This is a genomic window from Halalkalirubrum salinum (genome assembly GCF_005543295.1).
Taxonomy (GTDB): Archaea; Halobacteriota; Halobacteria; order Halobacteriales; family Haloferacaceae; genus Halalkalirubrum; species Halalkalirubrum salinum.
On sequence record NZ_SRSG01000021.1, the window covers coordinates 1 to 23,207 of the forward strand.

22 protein-coding genes and 1 tRNA gene are annotated in these 23,207 nt (G+C 58.1%); 14 read left to right on the forward strand and 9 right to left on the reverse strand.

Going from position 1 to position 23,207, the window contains the following annotated elements:
• Nucleotides 1–224 precede the first annotated feature (224 nt).
• Genes E5K03_RS08290 through E5K03_RS08305 form a run of 4 tightly spaced genes read left to right on the forward strand, consistent with a single transcriptional unit; the run spans nt 225 to nt 4,450 of the window.
• A complete protein-coding gene (locus E5K03_RS08290) occupies nt 225–2,273 on the forward strand; it encodes a hypothetical protein (RefSeq protein WP_138006374.1) in 2,049 nt (682 codons plus the stop codon).
• A gap of 48 nt (nt 2,274–2,321) precedes the next feature.
• A complete protein-coding gene (locus E5K03_RS08295; RefSeq protein ID WP_138006376.1) occupies nt 2,322–3,227 on the forward strand; it encodes a hypothetical protein in 906 nt (301 codons plus the stop codon).
• Nucleotides 3,228–3,286: 59 nt separating this feature from the next.
• Complete coding sequence (locus E5K03_RS08300; protein WP_138006377.1) at nt 3,287–4,096, forward strand: DUF7260 family protein; 810 nt, start codon at nt 3,287–3,289, stop codon at nt 4,094–4,096.
• Between the two features lie 39 nt (nt 4,097–4,135).
• Nucleotides 4,136–4,450 (forward strand): amphi-Trp domain-containing protein, encoded by a 315-nt coding sequence (locus tag E5K03_RS08305; RefSeq protein WP_138006379.1) that lies wholly within the window; start codon nt 4,136–4,138, stop codon nt 4,448–4,450.
• A 17-nt stretch (nt 4,451–4,467) separates the two neighbouring features.
• On the opposite strand, the gene dpsA is transcribed toward E5K03_RS08305, so the two are convergent.
• The 5 genes from dpsA to E5K03_RS08330 all read right to left on the reverse strand — a co-directional run bounded on the left by dpsA (nt 4,468) and on the right by E5K03_RS08330 (nt 8,542).
• A complete protein-coding gene (gene dpsA, locus E5K03_RS08310; protein ID WP_138006381.1) occupies nt 4,468–5,013 on the reverse strand; it encodes a DNA starvation/stationary phase protection protein DpsA in 546 nt (181 codons plus the stop codon).
• Nucleotides 5,014–5,145: 132 nt separating this feature from the next.
• Nucleotides 5,146–6,423 carry an MFS transporter gene (locus E5K03_RS08315; protein ID WP_138006383.1) on the reverse strand — a complete coding sequence of 426 codons (1,278 nt, stop codon included), beginning with the start codon at nt 6,421–6,423 and terminating at the stop codon, nt 5,146–5,148.
• Between the two features lie 79 nt (nt 6,424–6,502).
• The gene (locus E5K03_RS08320; protein ID WP_138006385.1) at nt 6,503–7,342 is read right to left on the reverse strand and encodes an ABC transporter permease subunit; all 840 of its coding nucleotides are present in this window, start codon (nt 7,340–7,342) and stop codon (nt 6,503–6,505) included.
• Nucleotides 7,339–8,295: an ABC transporter ATP-binding protein gene (locus E5K03_RS08325; RefSeq protein WP_138006387.1), complete on the reverse strand. Its 957-nt coding sequence runs from the start codon at nt 8,293–8,295 to the stop codon at nt 7,339–7,341. Before E5K03_RS08325 ends, E5K03_RS08320 begins: the two co-directional genes overlap by 4 nt.
• 173 nt (nt 8,296–8,468) lie before the next feature.
• Nucleotides 8,469–8,542, reverse strand: a tRNA-Lys gene (locus E5K03_RS08330).
• A gap of 108 nt (nt 8,543–8,650) precedes the next feature.
• On the opposite strand from E5K03_RS08330, the gene E5K03_RS08335 reads away from it, so the two are divergent.
• The gene (locus tag E5K03_RS08335; protein ID WP_138006388.1) at nt 8,651–10,108 is read left to right on the forward strand and encodes a DHH family phosphoesterase; all 1,458 of its coding nucleotides are present in this window, start codon (nt 8,651–8,653) and stop codon (nt 10,106–10,108) included.
• A gap of 13 nt (nt 10,109–10,121) precedes the next feature.
• On the opposite strand, the gene E5K03_RS08340 is transcribed toward E5K03_RS08335, so the two are convergent.
• On the reverse strand, nt 10,122–10,412 hold the full coding sequence (locus E5K03_RS08340; RefSeq protein ID WP_138006390.1) for a PRC-barrel domain-containing protein: 291 nt from the start codon (nt 10,410–10,412) through the stop codon (nt 10,122–10,124).
• Nucleotides 10,413–10,625: 213 nt separating this feature from the next.
• Here E5K03_RS08340 and E5K03_RS08345 point away from each other — a divergent pair, with 213 nt between their 5' ends.
• The 5 genes from E5K03_RS08345 to E5K03_RS08365 all read left to right on the forward strand — a co-directional run bounded on the left by E5K03_RS08345 (nt 10,626) and on the right by E5K03_RS08365 (nt 18,439).
• Nucleotides 10,626–13,718, forward strand: coding sequence for an FAD-binding and (Fe-S)-binding domain-containing protein (locus tag E5K03_RS08345; protein ID WP_138006392.1), 3,093 nt, complete (start codon nt 10,626–10,628; stop codon nt 13,716–13,718).
• A 342-nt stretch (nt 13,719–14,060) separates the two neighbouring features.
• Nucleotides 14,061–15,545 carry a 4-alpha-glucanotransferase gene (gene malQ, locus E5K03_RS08350; RefSeq protein ID WP_138006393.1) on the forward strand — a complete coding sequence of 495 codons (1,485 nt, stop codon included), beginning with the start codon at nt 14,061–14,063 and terminating at the stop codon, nt 15,543–15,545.
• A gap of 126 nt (nt 15,546–15,671) precedes the next feature.
• Nucleotides 15,672–16,940 carry a M20 family metallo-hydrolase gene (locus E5K03_RS08355; RefSeq protein WP_138006395.1) on the forward strand — a complete coding sequence of 423 codons (1,269 nt, stop codon included), beginning with the start codon at nt 15,672–15,674 and terminating at the stop codon, nt 16,938–16,940.
• Nucleotides 16,941–17,005: 65 nt separating this feature from the next.
• On the forward strand, nt 17,006–17,920 hold the full coding sequence (locus E5K03_RS08360) for a DNA-3-methyladenine glycosylase family protein (protein ID WP_138006397.1): 915 nt from the start codon (nt 17,006–17,008) through the stop codon (nt 17,918–17,920).
• A gap of 90 nt (nt 17,921–18,010) precedes the next feature.
• Nucleotides 18,011–18,439 (forward strand): DUF555 domain-containing protein, encoded by a 429-nt coding sequence (locus tag E5K03_RS08365; RefSeq protein ID WP_138006399.1) that lies wholly within the window; start codon nt 18,011–18,013, stop codon nt 18,437–18,439.
• A 231-nt stretch (nt 18,440–18,670) separates the two neighbouring features.
• Here the strand turns inward: E5K03_RS08365 and E5K03_RS08370 are convergent, their stop codons facing one another.
• Nucleotides 18,671–18,910: a UPF0058 family protein gene (locus tag E5K03_RS08370; RefSeq protein ID WP_138006400.1), complete on the reverse strand. Its 240-nt coding sequence runs from the start codon at nt 18,908–18,910 to the stop codon at nt 18,671–18,673.
• Between the two features lie 276 nt (nt 18,911–19,186).
• On the opposite strand from E5K03_RS08370, the gene E5K03_RS17180 reads away from it, so the two are divergent.
• Nucleotides 19,187–19,333, forward strand: coding sequence for a hypothetical protein (locus E5K03_RS17180; protein WP_171006640.1), 147 nt, complete (start codon nt 19,187–19,189; stop codon nt 19,331–19,333).
• A 193-nt stretch (nt 19,334–19,526) separates the two neighbouring features.
• Here the strand turns inward: E5K03_RS17180 and E5K03_RS08375 are convergent, their stop codons facing one another.
• Nucleotides 19,527–19,811, reverse strand: coding sequence for an amphi-Trp domain-containing protein (locus E5K03_RS08375; RefSeq protein ID WP_138006401.1), 285 nt, complete (start codon nt 19,809–19,811; stop codon nt 19,527–19,529).
• A 227-nt stretch (nt 19,812–20,038) separates the two neighbouring features.
• On the opposite strand from E5K03_RS08375, the gene E5K03_RS08380 reads away from it, so the two are divergent.
• Both E5K03_RS08380 and E5K03_RS08385 read left to right on the forward strand, forming a co-directional pair.
• Nucleotides 20,039–20,326: a PadR family transcriptional regulator gene (locus tag E5K03_RS08380; protein ID WP_138006402.1), complete on the forward strand. Its 288-nt coding sequence runs from the start codon at nt 20,039–20,041 to the stop codon at nt 20,324–20,326.
• 88 nt (nt 20,327–20,414) lie between these two features.
• Nucleotides 20,415–21,758, forward strand: coding sequence for a class-III pyridoxal-phosphate-dependent aminotransferase (locus E5K03_RS08385; protein ID WP_138006404.1), 1,344 nt, complete (start codon nt 20,415–20,417; stop codon nt 21,756–21,758).
• A 53-nt stretch (nt 21,759–21,811) separates the two neighbouring features.
• Here the strand turns inward: E5K03_RS08385 and E5K03_RS08390 are convergent, their stop codons facing one another.
• Complete coding sequence (locus tag E5K03_RS08390; RefSeq protein ID WP_138006406.1) at nt 21,812–22,135, reverse strand: hypothetical protein; 324 nt, start codon at nt 22,133–22,135, stop codon at nt 21,812–21,814.
• A gap of 86 nt (nt 22,136–22,221) precedes the next feature.
• Here E5K03_RS08390 and E5K03_RS08395 point away from each other — a divergent pair, with 86 nt between their 5' ends.
• On the forward strand, nt 22,222–23,142 hold the full coding sequence (locus tag E5K03_RS08395) for an A/G-specific adenine glycosylase (protein WP_138006408.1): 921 nt from the start codon (nt 22,222–22,224) through the stop codon (nt 23,140–23,142).
• Nucleotides 23,143–23,207 lie beyond the last annotated feature (65 nt).

A 23,207-nucleotide genomic window follows, 5' to 3' on the forward strand; every position in this document is an offset into this window, starting at 1 on the left:
CCCACGGGTCAGGTGTTGAGCAAATCAAAGATTTGCGAAAGCCGAAAACGGACGTTTTCGGAAACCCGTGGTACTCTGCCTCGAAACCGTATAGATAGAGATTATGAGATGGGACAAAACGATCGCACCGTCCGGGGTGCTCGGGGAAATTGATCGTCGGCTGGAGATATCAGCTTCGACAACCGGCCCGAGTCATTTAAGTCACTACTGCGAAATGCACATCCATGAGCCAGGGGTCAGATACCGAAGAGTCACTGACAGTCTCGAACGACGGTGTCACCGTTGAAAAAACGGTAACCGCAACAGAATTTCCGGTCCCGGCGGTCGTGTTTACCCTCCAGTCGAACGCGTCGACGAGCGTTCACGTTCGACTGACGGATCGGATCCCAGAATCCTTCCCGATGGAGCGGGTTGGGTTCCACCCGGAGTTCGAAAGCGATCGCTGGACCGCGTACAAAGATCACCGTGTCGAGTTCGAACGAGACCTCGATCCCGGCGAATCTGTCAAAACAGTGTATGGCATCCGGGCAGACGACGGCGATGATCTGACGACGTTCTTGACTGAACCCGAAATCAAAGAGGTCGCCGCTCGCGAAACACAGGAAGCCGCAGACATCGAAGGCGTGCTCGGACCGGATAACAGCCAATTGATCCGCGATGTCTTGTCGGGAGAACGGTCCTCACTCCCCGGTATCGATGAAGATGTGGATGACCCCATTGTGGGTTCTGAAGCTGACGATCCACTTTCTACGACAGAGGATCCACTCTCGGAGGATGAAGACTCATACGCAGAGGAAGCGCTCGAAGGCGACCAGGAAGAGGAACCTGAACAGCGTGTAGATCCCACCGGCGATGACGAATCTGATCTGGGGGAGGTAGATGGGCTGTTAGATGATGATGGCGAGGAACCGTTGAACGCACACCATGGCGAGAGCGATCCGTTAGCCGAACACGGAGAGGTTGACGCAATCGCTGGTGAATCCGACACAACACCAGACGGTGATGAACCCGACGCAGTGTCAGGAGATGGTGCACCTGGCGAGCCAGTAGAGCAGGAGGACGAAATTACCGAGACCACCGCTGACGAACTTGATGGTGAGGCGACAGCCGTCAGTACTGCTGGATCAGCTGGGGAGATGGCTGAAACTGATGAGGATACGGCTGAAACTGATGAGGATACGGCTGAATCTGATGAGGAGTCAGATGACATTCCGATACAACCCGCCGCCGACGTGAAAACAGAAAATACACACACACCCGAGGACGGTTCGTCGCTAGTCGCTGTGCAGGGCGGTATCGCCGCAGTACTCGCCGCAGAGATCAGAAACGACAATGTCTCCGAGGAGGACATGGCGCTGCTTAAAAAAGAACTCGGAACTGACGTCCCCCGAAGCGTCGAGGTTCGTCTCAGCCGGCTCCAATCACAGGTCGAGACGTTTGCAGCCTACAGCGAGGCACTCGAGTCATTCATCGACGAAAATGGGACTGCCGACGAGTTATTGGCTCAGGTCGACAACGGTCTCGATGCGCTCGAAGAGACAGTCGACGATCTTACGATCGACGTTTCCGATGCCGCAGACGAACGCGAGGCACTGTCAGGGGACATTAGATCGGTGAAAACGACTGCCGAGTCGACGGCCGATCGGGTCGACACTCTCGAAGCCGATCTCACCGACACAACAGCGCAAATCAACGGTGTTGACGACGACCTTGGATCGCTGATCGAAGACGTCGACACGCTTGATTCGTCGGTCAAGACGCTGGGCGATGATCTCGAGGACGCCTTCGACGAAATCGGCACCGTGGCAGAGGACGTCGAGACCGTCGAATCCACGATCGACGCGACAGCTGAGGCGATCGACGACGTTGAGACCGAATTGACCGAGACAGCAACGACTGCTGGCGAAGCCGCAGCTACCGCCGATCGAGTCGAACGTGCCGTTGGCGAAGTCGAATCGACCGTCGAATCGATCGAAGCAGATGTTGGCGGGCTCCACGAGGCAGTCAACAGTGTCGAATCAGATGTTACCGCGCTGGAGGAGGAGCTTTCAGCAGTTGCCGAGTCGCTCCGATCGGAGCTCTCGGATGCGACAGCGGCGCTCGAACAGATCGACGAGAAAGCAGATCACTCGACGGTTCGCTCGTTGCAGCGACGGATCGACGACCTCGAAGACGACGTCGAGACCGTCGAAGAATTCCGTGAGCGGCTCAGCGGCGTATTCATGGGTAACGGACCATCAATGGACGACACCGCTGAGGACACAGAACAGTAGCGACACGAAACGGAATCGGTTTACTCGTGTGGGCAGTCATTCGAGCTAATGAGTCGAACGGTTGCGATCGCGGTGCCCAGAAAGGGCCGACCTCTCGAGGCTGTGCTCGAACGGATCGCGATCGTCACAGGCCACGAGTCACTTGCGGACGAGATTATTTCGACGCTACAGTACGAGAAGGCGCTGACGAAAGGTCACCAATCCACCAATCGTGGGCCATATGATCGGCTCACAGCCTACAGCGATCCCACAGAGCCAAGCGCCCCAGAGTATACGTTGTTGCGCGACGACCGAGACGGGTATCCCCGACGGATCGTCTTCGACAGCGTGACCCTCACAGTCAAAGGGATCGACGTTCGACTGGTCGGTCGAGAAGAACCGTTCCGCGCGCTCAGAACCCACGAGTTTGCACTCGGATTCGACAGCGCAGACCTCGTGTTAGAAGAGGTCGTGACGCTTCGTGAGGAAGGAGTTGCAACGCTCGCAGACGTCAATGCGCGTATCAACCCGCGCGACACCGATGTCCGGGTCGTCGCAGGCCTCGGCGATACGGTGTATCACGCATTGATGGCGAGACCAGAACTACTGGGCCCTGGTGAGACGCTCGATCGATCGTTCGTCGCCGACTACGAAGGGCCGCTTTGTATCTCGCCGCGGTACGAACGGCTCGTCTCAGCGATCCTCGGAACTCGTGCAACTGACGGGACATCATTCGTCTACCCCACTGATGAGGCCGAAGAGGAGCGCGCAATCGCCGAAACCGGGCTCGGGGTGTATCTGACGATGACGGGAGCAACTGCCCGTGAATACGGACTTATTCTCGGAGAAACGCTGTTTCCCAGTGAAACCGTGCTGATGGAAAACGCGGCTGAGACAGACGCGAGCACCGAAACAGTTCGGCAGGCACTCATCGAACCGCCGCTGGACACAGAGCTACGCATCGAGCACGTGTAGATATTTTTGGCACGCCTAAAATTCGAAACACCTTTGTAGAATTAGGCTAGCCGAAATATATGGAACACCCGCTGGTCGCGATCGAGCAGCCTATTCAGCGAGCGAGAGAGCGGGCCGAACGTGAGCAGACAGCAGTGAACGCGAAGGCCAAAGCGATCGGCCAGTTTCGATCTCGCGTCGAGGCGATCACTCCGACATCGTCGTCCGCAGGGACCGCCCAGGCAATGGCAGGGGCTACCTCGCTGCACACGAGCGCATCTCACGGCAATCACTCCAGGGGATGCACGGCAGTTCGGGAAGCGTTTGCCGAAACGGTGGCTCCACAGAGTACCGCGGACATCGACAAGTCTGAGCCACTGATCCTCACGATCCGCGAAGAGCTCGGTGAAGCGGTGGCGTTGGCGCTGTCAGAGCGGACAGACACCCAATTTACGCCACCAATAAAACGAGCCGTGCTGACGGAAACACAGGGGCTTCGTACCGAGACGCGGGTACTACAACGCGCGATCGAAACTGAGCGCGAGTCGCTCGATCACGCGCAGACCGAAGTAGCGCTGATACTGTCACAGATCGCTGAGGCGAACAATCGATCGCTGCTGGGGTGTACATTTTCTGAGCTTAGATCGCTCCACGAGGAACTTTCCGAACTTGAGGATCAGTGTGAAGCGATCGCAGCCAACAGACAGTCGACGATACAGACGACAACGAGCCACAACGCCGCCGCAGGGCTGACACATCAAGCGGTACTTGGATACCTATATGGCAGTTCCGACACCCAGTACCCCGTGTTGACAACAGTATGCCGAGTAGTGTCGATCTGCAGGGAGTCCAAACGAGCCGTCAGGGATCACCTCTGTCGACGGATCTGAACCGCGGTATTTATTTTTAGGGCCGCCTAAGTCAAGGGTATGGAGGACGCACCATCCACAGAGCCCGAGACGACAGACGAAAAGACAGATCGAGCAGTTATCCGAGCAGGTCGGGATTTCGAGACAGAGTACCGTCTCAGCGCTGAAGCGGTCGGGGAGTTCCTGATCAAGCTTGGAACACAGCTCAAAGACGACTCAGAGCTGACGATCGTCGACGAAGGGTGGGAGCTGCCGTTCGCCTTCGGCGAACCGATCGAGGTCGAGATCGACTACGAAGGTGTCGGCGAAGAAGAACTAGAAATTGAGATCGAAGTTCCGGGAGCCACTGACGAGCGCGCGCCCGACGTCGTCTAACGGTTTATTCGCGGAGTTCAGTTCATCGCCGACTCGGTGACGAGCGTGTCGTCTTCGAGGTAGTGTGCGATGTGGTGGGCGTGTTCTTCGATCGTTTCGATCTGTTCTCGGAGTATCTGACCAGTCGCGTAGTCACCGAGATTCTCGGCGAGTTCGATGTGCTGGCGGTAGCTCTCGATGATGTCACCCATCATCTCAACGTCGTTTGCGAGCGACGTTCGGATGTCGTAGACATCTTCATCCTCGGCTTCGACAGTCGCGGCCTCTGAGAGTGCGTCCATGCTCGCGTGCGGAATGCCGCCCAGCGCCTGGGCCCGCTCAGCGAGTTCGTCTGCAGCCGCTTCGACGTCCTCGTAGACCTCTTGAAGGAACACGTGAATATCGTGGAACTCAGCACCCTCGACGTTCCAGTGGTGCTTGTGAAGCTGATGATACAGGACGTACGCGTCAGCGAGGTCGGCGTTTAGTGCGTCGATAATCTGCTCTGCCTTGTCGGTCTCGAGTCGGAGAGCATTCTCTTCGACTGAACCTTTCGCGCGACGTGCGGACTTTTGAGTACTCATTGCATCCTAACATACGCACTCGACTAACTTATAGTTTCCACTCGAAAAACAATTTTTCACATAACCTAAAACAGACGTGGTGAGTCCGCTACCGGTGGATGCAGTGACTACCGCGTCAAACGGTGCGCACAGCTACCACGCATCGAGCGCATGCCGACCGTGATAGCGAACGAGAATCGCGAGGAAAGCGATCGCTCCGGTGATCGCGAACGCACCACCAACATAAAACACGGATCCCATACTCACCTCGACCATGAGCCAGCCGCCAAGCAACGGCCCGAGGACGCTACCGGGGCGCCAGACCAGTTCCCGAATACCGAACGAGGACGCGACGCCGCCCTCCTCAGTTCCCTCATCCGCGAACAGCGCCATACTCGCGGGTTCGCGGAACGAGTCGACAATCCCTAACAGCGCCGAAAACCCCACGAGCGGGAGGAACGCTGGCGGAAACGCACCGAGCAGCGGAAACGTGGTGGGCGCGCCTATAGCAGCCCCAATCGCGGGAGAGAACGGGATGAGTACAGCCACAAGTCCGTACGCGCCGCCGCCGGCGAAGACGAAGCGCGATCGGCCATACGTATCCGACAGTCGACCGGTGAATAACTGGCCGAGCATATTGGTGAACTTCTCAGCTGTAACTGTTACCGCAACCGCGAGAGAGGCGACGCCGAGTCCGCCTGCGGCGGCGGTTGTTCCGGCGTAAATCGGCACCCACGTCCGGACCATGGTAACTGACAATGCATACTGTGCGCGGAAACTGGTGATCGTCAGAATCTTTCGATTCACTGCAAGATCGGAGAACGGAAAGCCTCGCACCCGGGTTTTGTCCGCGGGAAGAAACGCACCGAGACCGATCGTCGCCACGAGTGTGACAAGTACGATGAGCATAAAGATTGGCTCGAAGCCGAATCGATCGTACAGAAACCCCGCCGAAAGACTACCGACGATCGACGCGGCGAAGCTCGCGGCATTCGCCCGGCCGATGTGTTTTGCCCGCGATCGGTAGTCAGCGAGTTGTCCGACGAGCGACAGTGACATCAGCCCCGCACCAGTGACCGCAATGCCCTGGAGCGCTCGGGCAGCAATAAACGTCCCACTGGAGTTGACGAGCGGAAATACAAGGTATGCCACGACGGCCAACAGTAAGCTTCCGACGAGGACGGTCCGTTTGTCGAAACGATCGCCAACCCACGCGATCGGGATCACTGCAGCAGTCTGTGCAAGCGTAAACCCAGTCGTGTACATCCCGATGATGAAGCCCGCGCTGATCGTAATTCCGAAAATCGTCGTCGCAGCGGGATCGAGGACGTTGATGTAGGTCGGCAACAGCGTGATCAGCGTGATGAACCCAAAGCCCTCGGCGAACCGAGTGAGATAGAGCGTCAAGAACTGTCGCCGATCGTCGTTCACACCGGATCTCTGCGAAACGGTTCAAAAGGAGTTTCGATTCGTATGCCGCACAGATCAGTGCAGCAGCGTGCAGAGTGCTTCAGAGATCCGAACGAGAGAACGCAGTATAGCCGATCGCGAGCGGGATACAGAGCCACGCAAACAGAATGACGATGCCAACCGCGGGGTCGGCGTAGAACGCGTCGACACCGCTGCCCGGAATCGGCTGTCCAGTCCCGCGGGCAACATCTGGAAGCAACGCTGTGAGTCCGCTCACGTACGCGTCACTCGGAGAGAGCTGTCCCAAAAGCGGATACCAATCCGGCTGACTCGTTGGAATCGAAAAGCCCGAAACGACAAATAACACCACGAACGGAACGACGTCCCAGAGGAACTCAAATAGCAGGAAGAATCCGATCGAGAGCGCCGCCGCTCGGGTCGTCGACCCCGTCAGCGCCGAGAGACCGACGATGATGCTGACATACGCAAGCGCAAACACGAATGTCCACAGGAGAAAGACGATCGCCGGCTGCACGCTTCCGCGGCCAATCATGAGGATGCCCATCGCGAGCCCAATCCCAAGCCCAATGCTCAACGGGAGTGCCAACACCCCGGTCCGGCCGATAACCTTGCCCAACAGGACGTCCGATCGCGAGTGTGGTAGCGAGAGCAACAGCTTCATACTGCCAAGCTCAGCTTCGCCAGCGATCGACCGATAACAGAGCACGAGAGCCGTCACGGAAACAAAGGTCCCAACGATGCCGGCTAAAAAGAACACGAGGCCGCCGATCGTTCCCTCGCCCCCAGCCAGCAGTGGGACCTCAGCGTACGCGTAGGTGAGGCCGATCGCAAGAAGAATAAAAAATCCCGACAACGCCCAGATTGTTCGTGACTGGACCGCGTCGTCGAAGTCTTTTCGAGCGACCGCTGCCCAACTCATTCGGCCACCTCCGAGGCCGCAATATGGGCCTCTGGCTGGGAGGCCGCTTCCCCGTCGCCGGTGAACGCCGCAAACAACTCCTCGAGTGAGGACTCTTCGGTAGTGAAATCGACAATCGAGTACCCTGCCTCGTCAATCGCGCGAATTGCGTCGACCTTTGCCTCGCGCGTGACTGCAATCGAGACGACAGCCCCGTCACGGACGACAGAGGAAACGCCTGAGACCGCTCGGGCGGCATCGATCGCGCCGTCATCAGGTGATGCGAGCGTAACCTCCAACCGAGAGTCCGTTTTAAGTGCAGTTCTGAGCCCTCCGATCGTATTGACGGCGACAACCTGTCCATCGTTGAGGATTCCGACACGATCGCAGACCGACTCGACCTGTTCGAGGATATGGCTCGAAAAGAAGATCGTCGCGCCGCGATCGGCCTCTTCGCGGATGATGTCACGCATTTCACGCGCGCCGTTTGGATCCAGCCCGGTCGAGGGTTCATCGAGAATGAGCAGTTCGGGCGCACCTGCCAGCGCCATCGCGAGCACGAGTCGCTGGGTCATCCCTTTCGAGTAATCGCCGGCGCGTCTGTCAGCGGCATCGGCAATGCCAACGCGTTCAAGAAGGTCAATCGGCCGTTCGTTACCATTCTTTGAGTTGACCGCGAACGCAACGTGTTGCCGTCCCGTGAGGCGATCGTAGACGTGATAGCCGTCGGGCAAGACGCCAGTCTTCGATCGGACCGCAACGCTCTCGGCTTGTGCATCGTGACCGAGTACTGTCGCCGAACCGGTCGTCGGGCGAACGAAATCCAAGAGGATATCGATCGTTGTCGATTTTCCGGCCCCATTCGGCCCTAAAAAGCCGAATATCTCGCCGGACTCGACCGTGAGATCGACGTCCTGGAGGGCGGTGACCGATCCGAAGCGCTTCGTGACGCCGTCCAACTGTATGGCGGCCATAGAAGGAATCGAAGCGGCACTGTATAAAAAGCCACGACACGAGTTACACTCGTTTCGGGAGCGGGCTGGGCGCGATTTGAACACTCGATCGCTCCACTCGCTCTCGATCGTTTCGCTCGCTGCGTTCAAATCGGTAGCCGTTTGACTCCTCGCGTAAGTGTTCGGAGCAAAAGCGGGCTGGGCGCGATTTGAACACGCGACCGACGGATTAAGAGTCCGTCGCTCTCCCTGACTGAGCTACCAGCCCTTACTCACCGCTACACGGGAGGGAATAAAAGGCGTTTCCTTCTCGATCGTCCAAGGAGGTCACCAAAACGAACGTGGTTAAGTGTCGCGGGATCACAGTGTGAGACGAATGAGTGCTGGGGCAACTGGATCGTCGCAATCATCGTACGCCATTCTCGGCTGTGGGAGCGTCGGCCACGCAGTCGCAGAGGAACTCTCCTCAAGTGGCAACGATGTGTTGATCCTCGACAAAGATGAAAGCCGGGTAGAGGCGCTTCGAGATCAAGATCTCGACGCCCGCGTGCAAGATATCACCGACCCAGATGTGTATACGGTGATCGAAGATCGCGACATCGTATTGATCCTCGCTTCCAGTGTCGAGGCGAACAAAGCGGCCGTGTCGGCAATTCGCGAGCGCGGCGGTGATCAGTATATTGTCGTCCGTGCTTCCGACCCGGTCAGTGAAGACGAACTCAGAAACCTCGGCGCAGACGTCGTCATCAATCCTTCGACAGTCATCTCCGAATCCGCGCTGCGCAGCCTCGAATCCGGCGAGCGCCAGTATAAAGCCAGACAGCTCGCAGACATCCTCGAAACAGCCGACGGGAAAATGGCAGTGTTGACTCACGACAGTCCCGATCCAGACTCTATCGCCAGCGCAACCGCCCTCCAGGCGATCGCAGCAACGTTCGATGTCGAATCAGATATCGTCTACGAGGGTGATATTGGCCATCAAGAAAATAGGGCATTCGTCAACCTCCTCGGGATCGAGTTGCACTCACGGGCAGAGGCGGGTGACCTCTCGTCGTATGACGTCGTCGCGCTCGTTGATAATATGAACACCGGTGAGATCGACGACGATATCCCGATCGACATTTTTATCGATCACGTCGAACCAGAAACCTCGATCGAGGCCACGTTTATCGACATCCGCACCAATGTCTCCTCGACCTCGACAATTCTAACAAAGTACCTCCAAGAATTTGATCTCAGCCCTGAAGAAGCCGTCGCAACCGCACTCTTGTACGGAATTCGGGCTGAGACGTTGGATTTCAAGCGGGATACGACACCAGCGGACCTGACCGCCGCAGCGTACCTCCACCCATTTGCGAACCACGATACACTAGAACAAGTCGAATCGCCGTCGATGTCGCCCGAAACGCTTGATGTGCTCGCCGAGGCGATCCAAAACCGGAAAGTCCAGGGGAGCCACCTGTTTTCGACGGCGGGTTTTATCAGAAACCGTGAAGCCCTGAACCAAGCAGCCCAACACCTGCTCAATCTTGAGGGAATTACGACGTCCGCAGTGTTTGGAATTGCTGACGACACAATTTACGTCGCGGCGCGATCGAAGGACATCCGCATCAACATTGGCAACGTGCTCGAGGATGCATTCGATGGCATTGGCGAAGCGGCCGGCCACTCGACGCAGGGTAGTGTCGAAATTCCGCTTGGGATCTTCACGGGTATCGAAACGAGCGAAGACAACCGGGATACACTGCTTTCGCTCACCGAAGAGGCGGTTAGACGAAAGCTCTTCGTGGCGATGGGTGCCGATGGATCGACGGAGTCGACAAACGGCTCTTGACGGTACGACCTGCTCAGGCGACGACTTCTTCGGTCTCGTCAGGCTCTTTCAATCGTTCGATAATATCGTTAACGAGGACCACGTCTCCGACTGCCCGGACCCATCGGTACGGGAGGATAACACCGTTTTCGGGTTGGACTGTGCCTGCGAAAAGTTCACTGTTTAGTTCTCCGAGCGCGAGGCCAGTGACTGACTGTTGATCAAGATTCAATCGGACGTCCTCAATTTCACCGACGAATACCCCATTGTTTGAGTACACTTCACGGCCGACCAGCGCCGTAATCTCGTCCACAGATTCACTCATACACATGTGGTCGAAGCGTTAGCTAATAAGGGTTCGTGGTCAGATGACGGACGTCAGACGAAAGCGACAGGTTGCGATCACGATCGTCGATATCGCCGAGATAGATGTCTGGCGGCACGACAGTTGACAAACGTATCCCGGTAGAAGTACTGACATTCTCACGTCTGAAGAGCGACCAGGAGAATTTATGTACGACCTGTCCAACAGGGAGCTATGTCATCACCGAGCATCCCGGCGGACACGGATCCGTCGGACGGTGACGGATCGTACAACTACGTGAGCGAGCAGGTCGATCGCCCGGACCTCGTGGCTGCGCTCGAAGCGCGCGTCGACGGCGACGTTCGCTTCGACAGCTACAGTAAACAGCTGTACGCGACAGACGCCTCGGCGTACGAGGCGACCCCGATCGGCGTCGTCATGCCCAAGTCGACCGCCGACGTCTCGAACGTTGTCGCCTACTGCGCTGAACGAGAGATCCCAGTATTGCCGCGCGGCGGCGGAACGAGTCTCGCGGGGCAGACCGTCAGCGAGGCTGTCGTACTCGATTTTACCCGCTATATGGATTCCGTCGTCGACATCGATCCCGACAGCGCGACCGCAACCGCCGAGGCCGGGACTCGACTCGGCGAGCTCAACGCCGAACTCGGTCCCCACGGGCTGAAGTTCGCTCCTGATCCCGCGTGGGGCGACAGAAGTGCCATCGGTGGGGCAATAGGGAACAACTCTACCGGCGCGCACTCACTAAAATACGGCAAGACCGACTACTACGTCGAGTCCGTCGAAGCAGTCCTGGCTGACGGGACGGTCACCGAGTTCGGCGAGACCGATATCGAAACGATCCGCGAAGCGGCCGATCCCGACGCCGATTCGCTGTTGCCGCGGATCTACGCCGCGGTGGTGTCGGTCGTCGACGACCACGCCGAGGAGATACGCGATCGATACCCCGATCTCAAACGGAACGTCTCGGGATACAACTTCGACATGCTACTCGACGAACTCGAAGGGAAAAAACGACTTCCGGACAACTCCGGGATCGACCCCGACAGCCAACCAGGGACCGTTAACCTCGCGCGATTGCTCGCCGGCAGCGAGGGAACGCTCGCGATCGTCACCGAGGCAACGGTCTCGTTGGAGCCGGTTCCGGAGACAACCGCTGTCGCACTCTTGACGTATCCAGACATCATCGACGCGCTCTCTGACGTCGCGCCGATCCTCGAACACGACCCCGCGGCTGTTGAGGTGATGGACGACGTACTGTTGGGACTTGCAGCCGACACAGCGGAGTTCGAAGACGTTGTGTCGCTTCTGCCCGAAAATACCGATTCGGTGTTGCTCGTTGAGTTCTACGCCGACGATGCAGAGCACGGCAGACAGCAGGTCGCAGATCTGTTGGCCGATCGGGTGCCGTCGGTCGATCCAGCCGGAACTCCTGGCGAGCGGGCCGCCGAGCGAACCGACGACGCGATCGTCGCGATCGACGCGATGGAGGCCTACGACGAGGAGACGAAAGCGAAGTTCTGGAAGATGCGAAAGTCCGGGCTCCCAATTCTTCTATCACGGACGAGCGACGAGAAACATATTGCCTACATCGAAGACACGGCGATTCCCGCGGAGAATCTCCCGGCGTACGTCTCGGAGTTCCAAGACGTGTTGGATGGCCACGATACATTTGCGAGCTACTACGCCCACGCGGGGCCGGGCGTGTTACACATCCGTCCGCTTGTGAACACGAAGACAGCCGAGGGGGTCGAAACGTTCGAGTCGATCGCCGACGCGGTGACAGACCTCGTCGTCAAGTACGGCGGATCCGTTTCGGGCGAACACGGCGACGGCCGCGCGCGAACCCAGTGGAACCGCAAGCTCTACGGCGACGAGCTCTGGGAAGCGTTTCGTGAGTTCAAACGCGCGTACGATCCCGACTGGATTCTCAACCCGGGGAACGTCTGCGGCGACCACGAGATGGCCGAAAATCTCCGGTTCGATCCAGACTACGAGTTCGACACGGGCTTCGACACCGCACTCAACTGGGAGAACGAAAACGCCTACCAGGGAATGGCCGAGCTGTGTCACGGCTGCGGCGGATGTCGAGGCGATCAGGACACCGTCGGCGGGGTAATGTGTCCGACCTACCGGGCGAGCCACGAGGAGATCCAATCAACTCGCGGGCGCGCGAACATGCTCCGACAGGCGATGAGCGGCGAACTCCCCGAAGAAGAGCTACTGTCTGAGGAGTTCAAATCGGAGGTGCTCGATCTCTGTGTGAGCTGTAAGGGCTGTATGAAAGACTGCCCGAGCGGCGTCGACATGGCGAAGCTGAAAGCGGAGGTAACCCACGCCCACCACGAAGAACACGGATCGTCGCTCCGTGATAAGTTGTTCGCGAATTTTGACACGCTAGCAGGGCTCGGGAGCACGTTTGCGCCGATCGCCAACGCCGCCCCAAAGCTGCCCGGCTCGCGGGCGATCATCGAAAAGACGGTTGGTATCGCGGCAGACCGCACGCTGCCGGAGTTCCACCGGAAAACATTCATCGACTGGTTCGACGCGCGCGGCGGCGCGGCGATCGATCGCGAGGATGCCCGCCGCAGTGTGGTCCTGTTCCCCGATACGTATACGAACTACAACCGACCGGTGGCAGGCAAGGCAGCGGTGCGGGTGCTCGAAGCAGCCGACGTGCACGTACGGCTGCCCAACGAACGAATCACCGATTCGGGTCGCCCCCCATACTCGAAGGGCTTCATCGATATCGCAAAAGAAACCGCCCGTCGGAACGTCGACATTCTCGCACCACTCGTTGAGGATGGCTACGATATCGTCGTCAACGAGCCCTCAGATGCGGTCATGTTTCAGTCAGATTATCTCGATCTCCTCTCTGGTGCCGACGTCACGGCACTGGCGGCGAACAGCTACGGCGTGTTGGAGTATGTTGACGCCTTCCGACTCGACGAGCACATTAGCTTTGACGCCTCGGCAGCCGATCGATCCCTCACCTACCACGGCCACTGCCACCAGAAGTCGACAAAGAAGGATCACCACGCCGTCGGTGTGCTCAGACGGGCGGGCTACGCGGTCGATCCCCTCGATTCGACCTGTTGTGGCATGGCTGGCTCGTTCGGCTACGAGGCCGAACACCGCGAGATGAGCCGCGCGATCGGATCAATCCTGTACGATCAGGTTGATGCGAGTGAAGGCGATGAGGTCGTTGCTCCCGGTGCATCGTGTCGAACCCAACTCGTCGACAAGCCGGGCGCGACCGAAAAGCCAGCCCATCCGATCGAGCGGGTTGCCGACGCGGTCAGTCGGTGAGGTCTACACACCGGCCGAATCCGATCGACGGAACGCAGACCGTGAGCATATGAGTGACAATCGAATAACAGGTGGATTCAAGAGGGTGGCCTGTAATTATATATTTGCCGGGGTGCCTCTGACATACCGGCATTTAGGTCGTTTGGACTACCTAAGCGGCCGCCTCGACGGTTCTGCCCGGACCGTCGATCGCTGGGTGACTTTGCCCGGGTCACCCGGCTACGCGCCCGGTCGGCTACACAGTGGCCCTCCGGGTGTTTTCTACTCTCCCGAGCGATCGCGCCCGTGGATGTGTGTCGTTCGATCGGAAGGTTTGACAATACTGCGCCACGTGGGGCCTGTATGGCATTCACTCGATCGAGCGGTATATTTTTGCACGTAGCCTCATTGCCGAGCGAGCACGGTATCGGCGATCTCGGTGCAGGCGCACGGTCGTTCGTCGACTTTCTGGCGTTAGCCGACCAAACCTACTGGCAGTTCTGCCCGCTCGGACCTACGGATCCAGGGTTAGGAAACTCCCCGTACCAGTCGTATTCCGCGTTCGCGGGCAACCCGCTTTTCATCGATCTCCACGACCTCGTCGAGCGAGGATGGCTCGAGAACGACGAACTCGGATCTCCGGAGTTCGATCCCCATAGCGTTGACTACGATGCCGTAGAAGCCTACAAAGAGCCACTGCTCGCCAGCGCAGTATCACGGTTCGACGAGGCGGCTAGCGAGGACGAACTGAACGCAATCGATGCGTTCGTCGAGGAGAACCAGTGGGTCGACGAGTACGCGACGTACATGGTACTCAAATCGCGCTTCGACAGCCAACCCTGGCCCGAGTGGCCCGAGGAATATCGACTCCGCTTCCAGGGGGCAATGGAGGACGCACGCGAGGAACTCGCCGCGGAGCGCCGCTATCACATCGTGACACAGTACTGGTTTGACCGTCAGTGGGCGGCGCTTCGCGAGTACGCGGCCGATCGCGGGATCGAGTTCGTCGGAGACGTCCCGATTTACGTCGGCCTCGACAGTGTGGATGTGTGGGCGAATCCAGCGGCATTCCAACTCGACGAAAACAACCAACCGACCGCTGTGGCCGGTGTGCCGCCGAATCCCGGCGACGACGGCCAGCGATGGGGAAATCCGTTGTACGACTGGGATCGGCTGGCAGAATCGGAGTACGGTTGGTGGCTCGATCGCATCCGGCGGCTGTTCGACCTCGTCGACGTTACCCGTCTGGACCACTTCCAGGGTTTTCACGAGTATTGGGCGATTCCAGCAGCGTCGGACAACGCCGGCGACGGCGAGTGGCGCGATGGCCCCGGCGCAGCCTTCTTCGAGACGGTTGCAGACGAACTCGGTCGCGTGCCGTTTATTGCCGAAGATCTCGGCTTCCCCGACGAAGAACTGTTCGCGCTGATGGATCAGTTCGATCTGCCCGGAATGCGCGTTCCGTTGTACGCCGATTGGTGTCAACAGGGGTCCATGCACCAGCCGATCGAATACCCCGAGAACGTCGTCGCTTACACCTCGACACACGACACGAACACCGTCGTCGGCTACTATGAGACGCTCGGGGCCAGACAGCGAGAGTGTCTGCACTACAATCTTGGCACGGGGGGGAACGATATCGCGTGGTCGATGATCGACGCGGTATGGGACTCTGCGGCCGTGATCGCGATCACACCGATGTGGGACCTGCTCGGCTTGGGCTCGGAGGCACGGTACAACACGCCTGGAAGCCTCGAGGGCAATTGGAAATGGCGCTGTACCGAGGAAGGCTTCGATCGAGCGATCGCCGACCGACTCGCCGAACTCACGCGACGACGCAGTCGCTGAGTGGCCATCAAACAGCTAATCCGCACAGAGCGATCGCTGAGTGGCCATCGACCACCTGATCAGCACTGCGCGATCGACGAGTGCCGACACGCGAACACCAATAATCCTGGCCGCTATTGGGACCGTATGGACGCGCTCTCTTCACTACAGGCGGACCACGATCGACTCAAAACCGACATCGAGACCACCGCGTCGTTCGGCGCGATCGAAGCAGAATCGGGTCGCGGCCGAACCGTCCTCGCGGGGACACCGGCGAATAAATCGGCCCGCGACTATTTTGTCTCGCGGCTCGACGACGCCGGCCTCGACGTCACGATCGATGCGATCGGCAACATCACTGGACGGTGGTGTCCCGACTCCACAGATCCGGACGCCGACCCGATCGCGGCGGGGAGCCATTTGGATTCGGTACCCGAGGGCGGGATCTTCGACGGCCCGCTCGGTGTCTACGCAGCGCTTGAGGCGGTGCGAACGCTACAGGACGCAGAGATTGAGCCAGCCCGTCCGATCGATGTGGTCTCGTTCACCGAAGAAGAAGGCCAACGCTTCAGCGACGGGTTGCTCGGTTCGTCTGTTGCCGTGGGCGATCGCTCCGTCGAGGGGGCACTGGCGCTGACCGACCACGAAGGGACGACCCTCCGAGAGGCGTTGACAGAAATTGGTTACGACGGGACAGGGCTCATTGACCCAGCGGGGTGGGATGGGTGGTTCGAACTTCACGTTGAACAGGATACCGTGCTCGAAACGGCCGACGTACCAGTTGGCGTTGTGACGACGATTACCGGAATCGCTCACTGTCACGTGTCGATCGCTGGTGAGGCGAACCACGCCGGCGCGACGCCGATGGGCGATCGAACCGACGCACTTGCAGCGGCCGCTGAAGTGGTGTTGGCCGTCGAGTCCGCAGCGAACCAACTCGTCGCCGACGAAAGCGAATCCGCAGTTGGCACAGTCGGATCGTTGTCTGTGTCGCCGAATGCGACGAACGTTGTCCCCGGGGAAGTCTCACTTGGCGTCGACATCCGCGACGTGCGGTACGCGTCAATAGAGTCGTTGGTCGAGACGACGAAGGAAACGCTGGATCAAATCGAGCGCGAACGCGGCGTCGAAACAGCGATCGAACGTCCGTTTGACCTCCAGCCGCGGCCGATGAGCGATCGCCTCCGGACCTTCGCCCACGATGCCGCGGAGGCACTGGAGATTGGTGCGATCGACCTCCATTCTGGGGCGGCCCACGACACGATGTACATTGCAGACGTGACCGACGCAGCGTTGTTGTTTGCGCCGTCGCGAGACGGCATCTCACACAATCCCCGTGAATACACCGACTGGGCGGACTGTACGGCCGCGGCGAGTGTACTCGCAGGGGCGATCGGGCGGGCCGCAACCGAGTGAGCCGATACAGGCCCTCAACACCGATTTCGAAAGCCGAATACGTCAAGAACACTTGAAACCAAACGATGGAATGCGGGGAGATCCTGATCGACGAGCTGGCTGGCGACTTTGATCTGCAGTCAACGGTCGAAAGTGGTCAGAGCTACCTCTGGGATCGCCCAGATGGCCAGATGTACACCGAATCTGACGTCCATGGTGGGACCGCGTGGTACGAGACAGTCGTTTCGCCAATTCACGGCGTCACCGAGGAGCCAGCCGTCGTTCGCGTCCGCCAACACCACGATCGACTCGAGTGGGAGTCGACGACAGACGCGGTTTCGATACTCACCCATATTCTCCGGTTAGACGACGATCTGGACGCGATCGAGAGGGCGGTTCCGGCTGATCCGATGATCACGCGCGCGTTCGATCGGTACCCCGGCATGCGGCTCGTCCGCGATCCCGCGTTCCCAAGTCTGATTTCGTTCATTTGCTCGGCGCAAATGCGCGTATCGCGAATCCACGGCATGCAGCGATCGCTCAGAGAGACGTACGGAATGGCCGTCGAAATGGACGGACAGACGTATTACGCCTACCCGACGCCCGAGTCGATCGCCGCCAGAACTGAGGCCGAACTACGCGGCCTCAGCCTTGGCTATCGAGCTCCGTACATCCAACGAACTGCCGAGATGGTCGCCGGAGGGGAGGCCGATCCGCGGGACGCCGCGTCGCTCCCCTACGAGGATGCTCGCGAGTACCTCACGCAGTTCGTCGGGGTCGGCGAGAAGGTCGCCGACTGCGTGTTGTTGTTCTCGCTTGGGTTTACCGAACCGGTTCCGCTCGATACGTGGATCCAGACGGCGATCGCCGACTACTATCCTGACTGTGCGTGTGGTAGCTACGCAGAAACCTCGAGATCGATTCGCGATCGCTTCGGCGGCAAATACGCCGGCTACGTACAGACGTACGTGTTCCACCACCTTCGCAACGGCGGGGAGTGACTGGCTCCAAGGCAGCCACACATATGAGGTTCGTTAGTTGAGCCGAACGGGAGAAGTTTCATACCAGTTGGTGTGATATCTATAAGCACAATGGACTGCCGAGTCGTCGTAGAAGCAGCCGTGCCGGTGTACGACGTGGAGACCACGGACGAGGCCGTCCGCATCGCAATTTCGAAGACCGGCGAAATGCTCAACCCAGATTTGAACTACGTTGAAATAACCATGGGCTCACGAACGACCCCCGGCGGCGAGGAGCTCCCGCCGGCGTTCATCGCCGCGGACGAGGCACTCGTTGCGTTGGAACTCGAGATGACGGTGTTCAATGTCGAGCGCGATGAGCACGCTTTACGGATCGCCCGAAAAGAGATCGGCCAGCGACTGCACAATATTCCGCTGAAGGTATTATTGGTCGAAGAAATCCCGGATGACAAAGACGACAACGCTGACGAGCAATCTGATGAGGCATCCGAACCAGCGGATGACGATATGCTCCCAGATGTCGACGATATGATTGAGTGAGCTATAGTAGCGTTTGCAATGATGTTCTCACTTCGATTTAAGAACCGCTGATTCACTCTCTCTTAGACTTCTTTTCGAGGTGCTTGGTGCAAAGAGTTGCAAACGTTACTATAGTCGAACGGCTACTTCCTGAGCAGACCACACAGACCACACACCAGCGCGTTTTACAACCCGACGCATGCTAGCGCTATCGCTCGAGAATACGTGGCACTTGGGGATGTCGTAGAAATTTTAGTCCGCAGTCGGGGCAACGGGTTCGGCTTCGGAGTATGCCTCCTCCATTGATCCGGTAATTCCTTCTGCGAGTTTAAACACGGCAGCTTTGTGGTCTGTTTTCGATTTGTGGATCGATGTCGGCTTTACTCCCATTGTCTCGTATGCGGTCAGGTCGAATTCGCCTTCCCACGCTTCGCACTGGTTTCGTACTTCCGAAAGAAGACCGTGCAGGTGAATGAGCTCCTGTTTTTTCATAGGCGAACAAGAGTAACGTCTGGAGGGTTATAGTATTATCCTGAGATGAGTTAGCATACGGCGACCAATAGAGGCAGTGAAACGGCCGAATATGGCAGATTTCGCCACGAGATTCCGAACGGTTGATCATGAGTGTTAGGTTGGTCCTTCACGGATCGCAAACTTCTGTCGGAGTTTACAGGGGCTTGAAGAGAAAGCCTACGACTTCAGTCGTGGGAGTAGTCACCATCCCAACGCTGTCCGAGCACATATCGGCCTCGAATACGAATAGCGAATATGCGAGACGAATCCGAAATTCGAGCGCAATACGAGTTCCTCGCCGAAGAGTTAGCAGACGAAGAGATGAGCCACGAAGGCGTCAAAGCGATGTTTACCCACTACAAGCGTGCCCTTGGATGGGTGCTCGAAGAGGAACACATGTGAGTACAGACAAGTGTAGTTACTGTATCGGTGACAATTTGACTGTGCAGTTCGTAAAACCCGTTACGTTTAATACAATTGCTCAGATATGACCAATTGACGCTTCGATCTGGAGGGCCGAAGCGTCAGCGGGGACCAATTCAGGGCGGCAAGCATCCACGCGAGTTTCGCGTGGCTTGCTTTCCTTTTCAAGTACCTATTCGATAGAGAGCGATCCACCGCGTGTCGGTTCACCGTCTCCATTTTCGTCCCATTCGAGTTCAAACTCAACAGAGAGTTCCGCGCCCGACGAGCCAGTTTCACGCTCGGCTTTAACCTCGAACGTGGGTCGTGCAGGGATCTCGAGCGTGACGTCTTCGTTGCCTGCGCTAAGTGTAATCGGCTCGCCGGAGTCGAGCTTGTCGGCGACCGTTCGAAGATAGGCAGCGATCGTCTCACGATCTTCGTCAGATTCAGTGACAAACAGGGTTTCTTCAGGCATGTCTTAGCGTACGAGTGGCGTCAACATAATAATAGCGACTACTGAATAGCTGTCGACACACCTGAGAATCATGTTGATAATCAATTCAGCTTTTAGTACTTTCCAGTATTGATACATTAACTTCTGAAACCGATCGAAATCATCACCCACAGACGGTCTGTCGTGACATATAGTTGGTTCGATATACTTAATAATATGCGGATCTAACGAATAAGCGGATATTACCGATGCACGACTTGACAGGGTTTCAGCGGGATCTCTTGTACGTGATTGCTGGGCTTGAGGAACCGCACGGACTAGCGATCAAAGAAGAGCTTGAAGAGTATTACGAAAAAGAGATTCACCACGGGCGACTGTATCCAAACCTCGATACCCTCGTAAACAAAGGGTTAGTCGAGAAGGGAGAACAAGACCGGCGGACGAATAAGTATATTATGACGCGGCGCGGTCGCCGAGAAATTGAGGCACGCACAGAGTGGGAAGCACAATATATCGACGCGCTGATCGCAGAGTAGCTGTCGATCGACACACCCGGTCACGCAATATTTGTTCAAGGCGTAAGCAGATATAACAATTTATCACGCCTGCGGCTGTAGCGGAGACATGAACCGAGAGACGGCGGAGCCATCAGTCCGATCGATACCGGGCGAAAAGGCATCGAAATGGGTCGAAAGCCACGGATCGGTCGCCGCGCCGAGTACGTACGTCTACGAGTTTGTCTGGGATCTCTCTGGCGACGCGGAAGGGCCGTTTTGTACCGACATCGACGGGAACGTGCTCTTAGATTTCACGAGCCACGTCGCTGCTGCGCCGCTGGGCTACAATAACCCAAAGATCATGGATCGCCTCAGGGAATTCGATCTGGTTGATCCACTAAAAATTGCTGGGCAGGACTTCTACGTATCGAGTGGTCAGCCGCCCGAAGACAACCCGCTCCCGGGACCAACCGCGCTCATGCAGCGACTCGTCGATATCACCGACGCATATGACATGGACACAGTGTTTCTGTCGAACTCCGGCGCGGAGGCTGTTGAGAACGCGATCAAGATCGCCTACGATGAAAGCGGCGGCGCGAAGTACGCACTCACGTTCGAGGGTGCGTTTCATGGACGAACCCTCGGCGCACTGTCGTTGAACCGATCGAAGGAAGTCTATCGCCGACGATTCCCGGAGATTCCATCCGTTCAGGACGTTCCCTTCTGTGAGGACCGAAACTGTAGCGCCGAAACGTGTTCGTGTGGCTTTTTTGCTGGCGGGGAGTCGAGGCTCCGTCGAAAACTTGATCCAGAGCGCGGGTACATCAATCCCGAGGAGGTCGCCTACATCATTATGGAGCCGATACAGGGCGAAGGCGGCTACCGGTTCCCAAGTGAGACCTTCATGAGCGAGATCGCCGCGCTCGTTGATGAACACGACATCACGCTGATCGCTGACGAGATTCAGTCGGGGCTGGGTCGGACCGGAAAGATGTGGGGTGCAGACCACTACCCGATTGAGCCGGATGTGATCACGTCTGCAAAGGCGCTGCGCGTCGGCGCGACAATCTCACGATCGGACGTATTCCCAGAAGAGCGAAGCCGGCTGTCTTCGACGTGGGGTGCCGGCGACATCATCGCCTCACTGCAGGGCGCATTGACGATCGACGCGATAGAGGAGCACGACCTGCTGTCAAACGCGGTCGATCGCGGGCGGCAGTTCCGCGAGCACTTCGAAGACGCTGCTCCACCGGGCGTGACCGACGTCCGCGGGAAGGGGTTGATGCTCGCCGTAGAGTTTGACTCGAAAGAACGCCGCGACACCGTGCAAAAGGCAGCCTTACAACGCGGACTGCTGGTTTTGTCCTGTGGACACAACGTGATCAGAGTGTTACCGCCCCTCGACGTGACCGCGCGTGAGATCAACCTCGGCGCGCAGTTGCTTCTCGCGGCGATCGATGATGCCGTGTGAGTGAGCGCGATCACAGTAAGTGACAGATCTCGACCGATCGCTGTCGAGAGGGCTCACATCCGGTATCGATTGTTTTCGTCGAGCGAGGGAAGATTCGATCCGCCGGTCATCTCCTCGTAGGTCATTCCTGCGAGATATTCGTCGTAAGTTACGTCGTAGGTCGTTCGGAGGTGAAAGTCGAGATCGGCCGTGTCGACCGACAGTCGGAAGAGCTGGTGAATCGCCCGCGCGACGATATCGTCGGGCCCCTCGTGGTCGAACACTGCCTGAAGCATCGCGAGTTCCGTCTTTGTCTCCCGATCGAGGTCAACGCTCAGTTCATCGTCGAGCGCTGAGTATGCGTCCTGTACATCGTCGTTGAGTTCGTCCAATCCCATAGCTGGGGATACGCGCCGGGACGCAAACGGCTTGTGGAACGAGACTGATCAGCACGCCTAAACCGACCGAGCCGGTACCGCTCTTAATGGCAGACGAGTCGGAGCAGTCGCCCCTCCCGTCAGATCAGTCGGCCGTACAACGAGCGCTGATCAAGTGGTACGAAGCCGATCATCGTGAATATCCGTGGCGTGAGACCGACGACCCATATGCAATCCTCGTCTCAGAGGTGATGAGCCAACAAACCCAGCTCGATCGCGTCGTCTCCGCCTGGAAAGACTTTCTGGATGAGTGGCCGACCATCGAGGCGCTTGCGGCGGCCGATCGATCGGCGGTCGTCGCCTTCTGGAGCGATCACAGCCTCGGGTACAACAATCGCGCAAAGTACCTGCATGAGGCTGCCCAACAAGTACTCGAGGAGTTCGACGGCGAGTTTCCGCGATCGCCCGAGGAGCTACAATCGCTGATGGGCGTCGGACCGTACACTGCTAACGCAGTGGCATCCTTCGCGTTCAACAACGGCAACGCGGTCGTCGACACGAACGTAAAGCGGGTGTTGTACCGCGCGTTCGGTGTCGAGGACTCGGACGCAGCGTTTGAACAGGCCGCAGCAGACCTGATGCCCACAGGCAAGTCGCGCGTATGGAACAATGCGATCATGGAGCTCGGCGGTGTCGCCTGTGGGAAGACGCCGCGATGTGACGAGGCAGGCTGTCCGTGGCGCGAGTGGTGTCACGCCTACCAGACCGGCGATTTCACCGCACCCGACGTCCCCACACAGCCGAGCTTCGAAGGGAGCCGTCGACAGTTCCGCGGCCGTGTGGTTCGGCTGCTCGGTGAACACGACACAATGGAGTTAGATACGCTTGGACATCGGATTCGTGTTGACTACACTCCCGACGGTGAACACGGCAGAGAGTGGCTTCGAGGGATTCTCTCGGATCTTGTGGATGACGGCCTTGTGCAAATCGAAGAACAGGGCGATCGAACGATCGCTCGGCTCCGGTAGGCCAGTTCAACCGTGGTGGAGACGTCGATTAGTTGTTACCACCGTCGCGCGAAGAGTTAAGTCGG

What these genes read in the sequence shown, in the direction of transcription:
- E5K03_RS08290 (WP_138006374.1), top strand. Translation starts at nt 225, where the DNA reads ATGAGCCAGGGGTCAGATACCGAAGAGTCACTGACAGTCTCGAACGAC.
- E5K03_RS08295 (WP_138006376.1), top strand. Translation starts at nt 2,322, where the DNA reads ATGAGTCGAACGGTTGCGATCGCGGTGCCCAGAAAGGGCCGACCTCTC.
- E5K03_RS08300 (WP_138006377.1), top strand. Translation starts at nt 3,287, where the DNA reads ATGGAACACCCGCTGGTCGCGATCGAGCAGCCTATTCAGCGAGCGAGA.
- E5K03_RS08305 (WP_138006379.1), top strand. Translation starts at nt 4,136, where the DNA reads ATGGAGGACGCACCATCCACAGAGCCCGAGACGACAGACGAAAAGACA.
- dpsA (WP_138006381.1), bottom strand. Translation starts at nt 5,013, where the DNA reads ATGAGTACTCAAAAGTCCGCACGTCGCGCGAAAGGTTCAGTCGAAGAG.
- E5K03_RS08320 (WP_138006385.1), bottom strand. Translation starts at nt 7,342, where the DNA reads ATGAGTTGGGCAGCGGTCGCTCGAAAAGACTTCGACGACGCGGTCCAG.
- E5K03_RS08325 (WP_138006387.1), bottom strand. Translation starts at nt 8,295, where the DNA reads ATGGCCGCCATACAGTTGGACGGCGTCACGAAGCGCTTCGGATCGGTC.
- E5K03_RS08335 (WP_138006388.1), top strand. Translation starts at nt 8,651, where the DNA reads ATGAGTGCTGGGGCAACTGGATCGTCGCAATCATCGTACGCCATTCTC.
- E5K03_RS08340 (WP_138006390.1), bottom strand. Translation starts at nt 10,412, where the DNA reads ATGAGTGAATCTGTGGACGAGATTACGGCGCTGGTCGGCCGTGAAGTG.
- E5K03_RS08345 (WP_138006392.1), top strand. Translation starts at nt 10,626, where the DNA reads ATGTCATCACCGAGCATCCCGGCGGACACGGATCCGTCGGACGGTGAC.
- malQ (WP_138006393.1), top strand. Translation starts at nt 14,061, where the DNA reads ATGGCATTCACTCGATCGAGCGGTATATTTTTGCACGTAGCCTCATTG.
- E5K03_RS08355 (WP_138006395.1), top strand. Translation starts at nt 15,672, where the DNA reads ATGGACGCGCTCTCTTCACTACAGGCGGACCACGATCGACTCAAAACC.
- E5K03_RS08360 (WP_138006397.1), top strand. Translation starts at nt 17,006, where the DNA reads ATGGAATGCGGGGAGATCCTGATCGACGAGCTGGCTGGCGACTTTGAT.
- E5K03_RS08365 (WP_138006399.1), top strand. Translation starts at nt 18,011, where the DNA reads ATGGACTGCCGAGTCGTCGTAGAAGCAGCCGTGCCGGTGTACGACGTG.
- E5K03_RS08370 (WP_138006400.1), bottom strand. Translation starts at nt 18,910, where the DNA reads ATGAAAAAACAGGAGCTCATTCACCTGCACGGTCTTCTTTCGGAAGTA.
- E5K03_RS17180 (WP_171006640.1), top strand. Translation starts at nt 19,187, where the DNA reads ATGCGAGACGAATCCGAAATTCGAGCGCAATACGAGTTCCTCGCCGAA.
- E5K03_RS08375 (WP_138006401.1), bottom strand. Translation starts at nt 19,811, where the DNA reads ATGCCTGAAGAAACCCTGTTTGTCACTGAATCTGACGAAGATCGTGAG.
- E5K03_RS08380 (WP_138006402.1), top strand. Translation starts at nt 20,039, where the DNA reads ATGCACGACTTGACAGGGTTTCAGCGGGATCTCTTGTACGTGATTGCT.
- E5K03_RS08385 (WP_138006404.1), top strand. Translation starts at nt 20,415, where the DNA reads ATGAACCGAGAGACGGCGGAGCCATCAGTCCGATCGATACCGGGCGAA.
- E5K03_RS08390 (WP_138006406.1), bottom strand. Translation starts at nt 22,135, where the DNA reads ATGGGATTGGACGAACTCAACGACGATGTACAGGACGCATACTCAGCG.
- E5K03_RS08395 (WP_138006408.1), top strand. Translation starts at nt 22,222, where the DNA reads ATGGCAGACGAGTCGGAGCAGTCGCCCCTCCCGTCAGATCAGTCGGCC.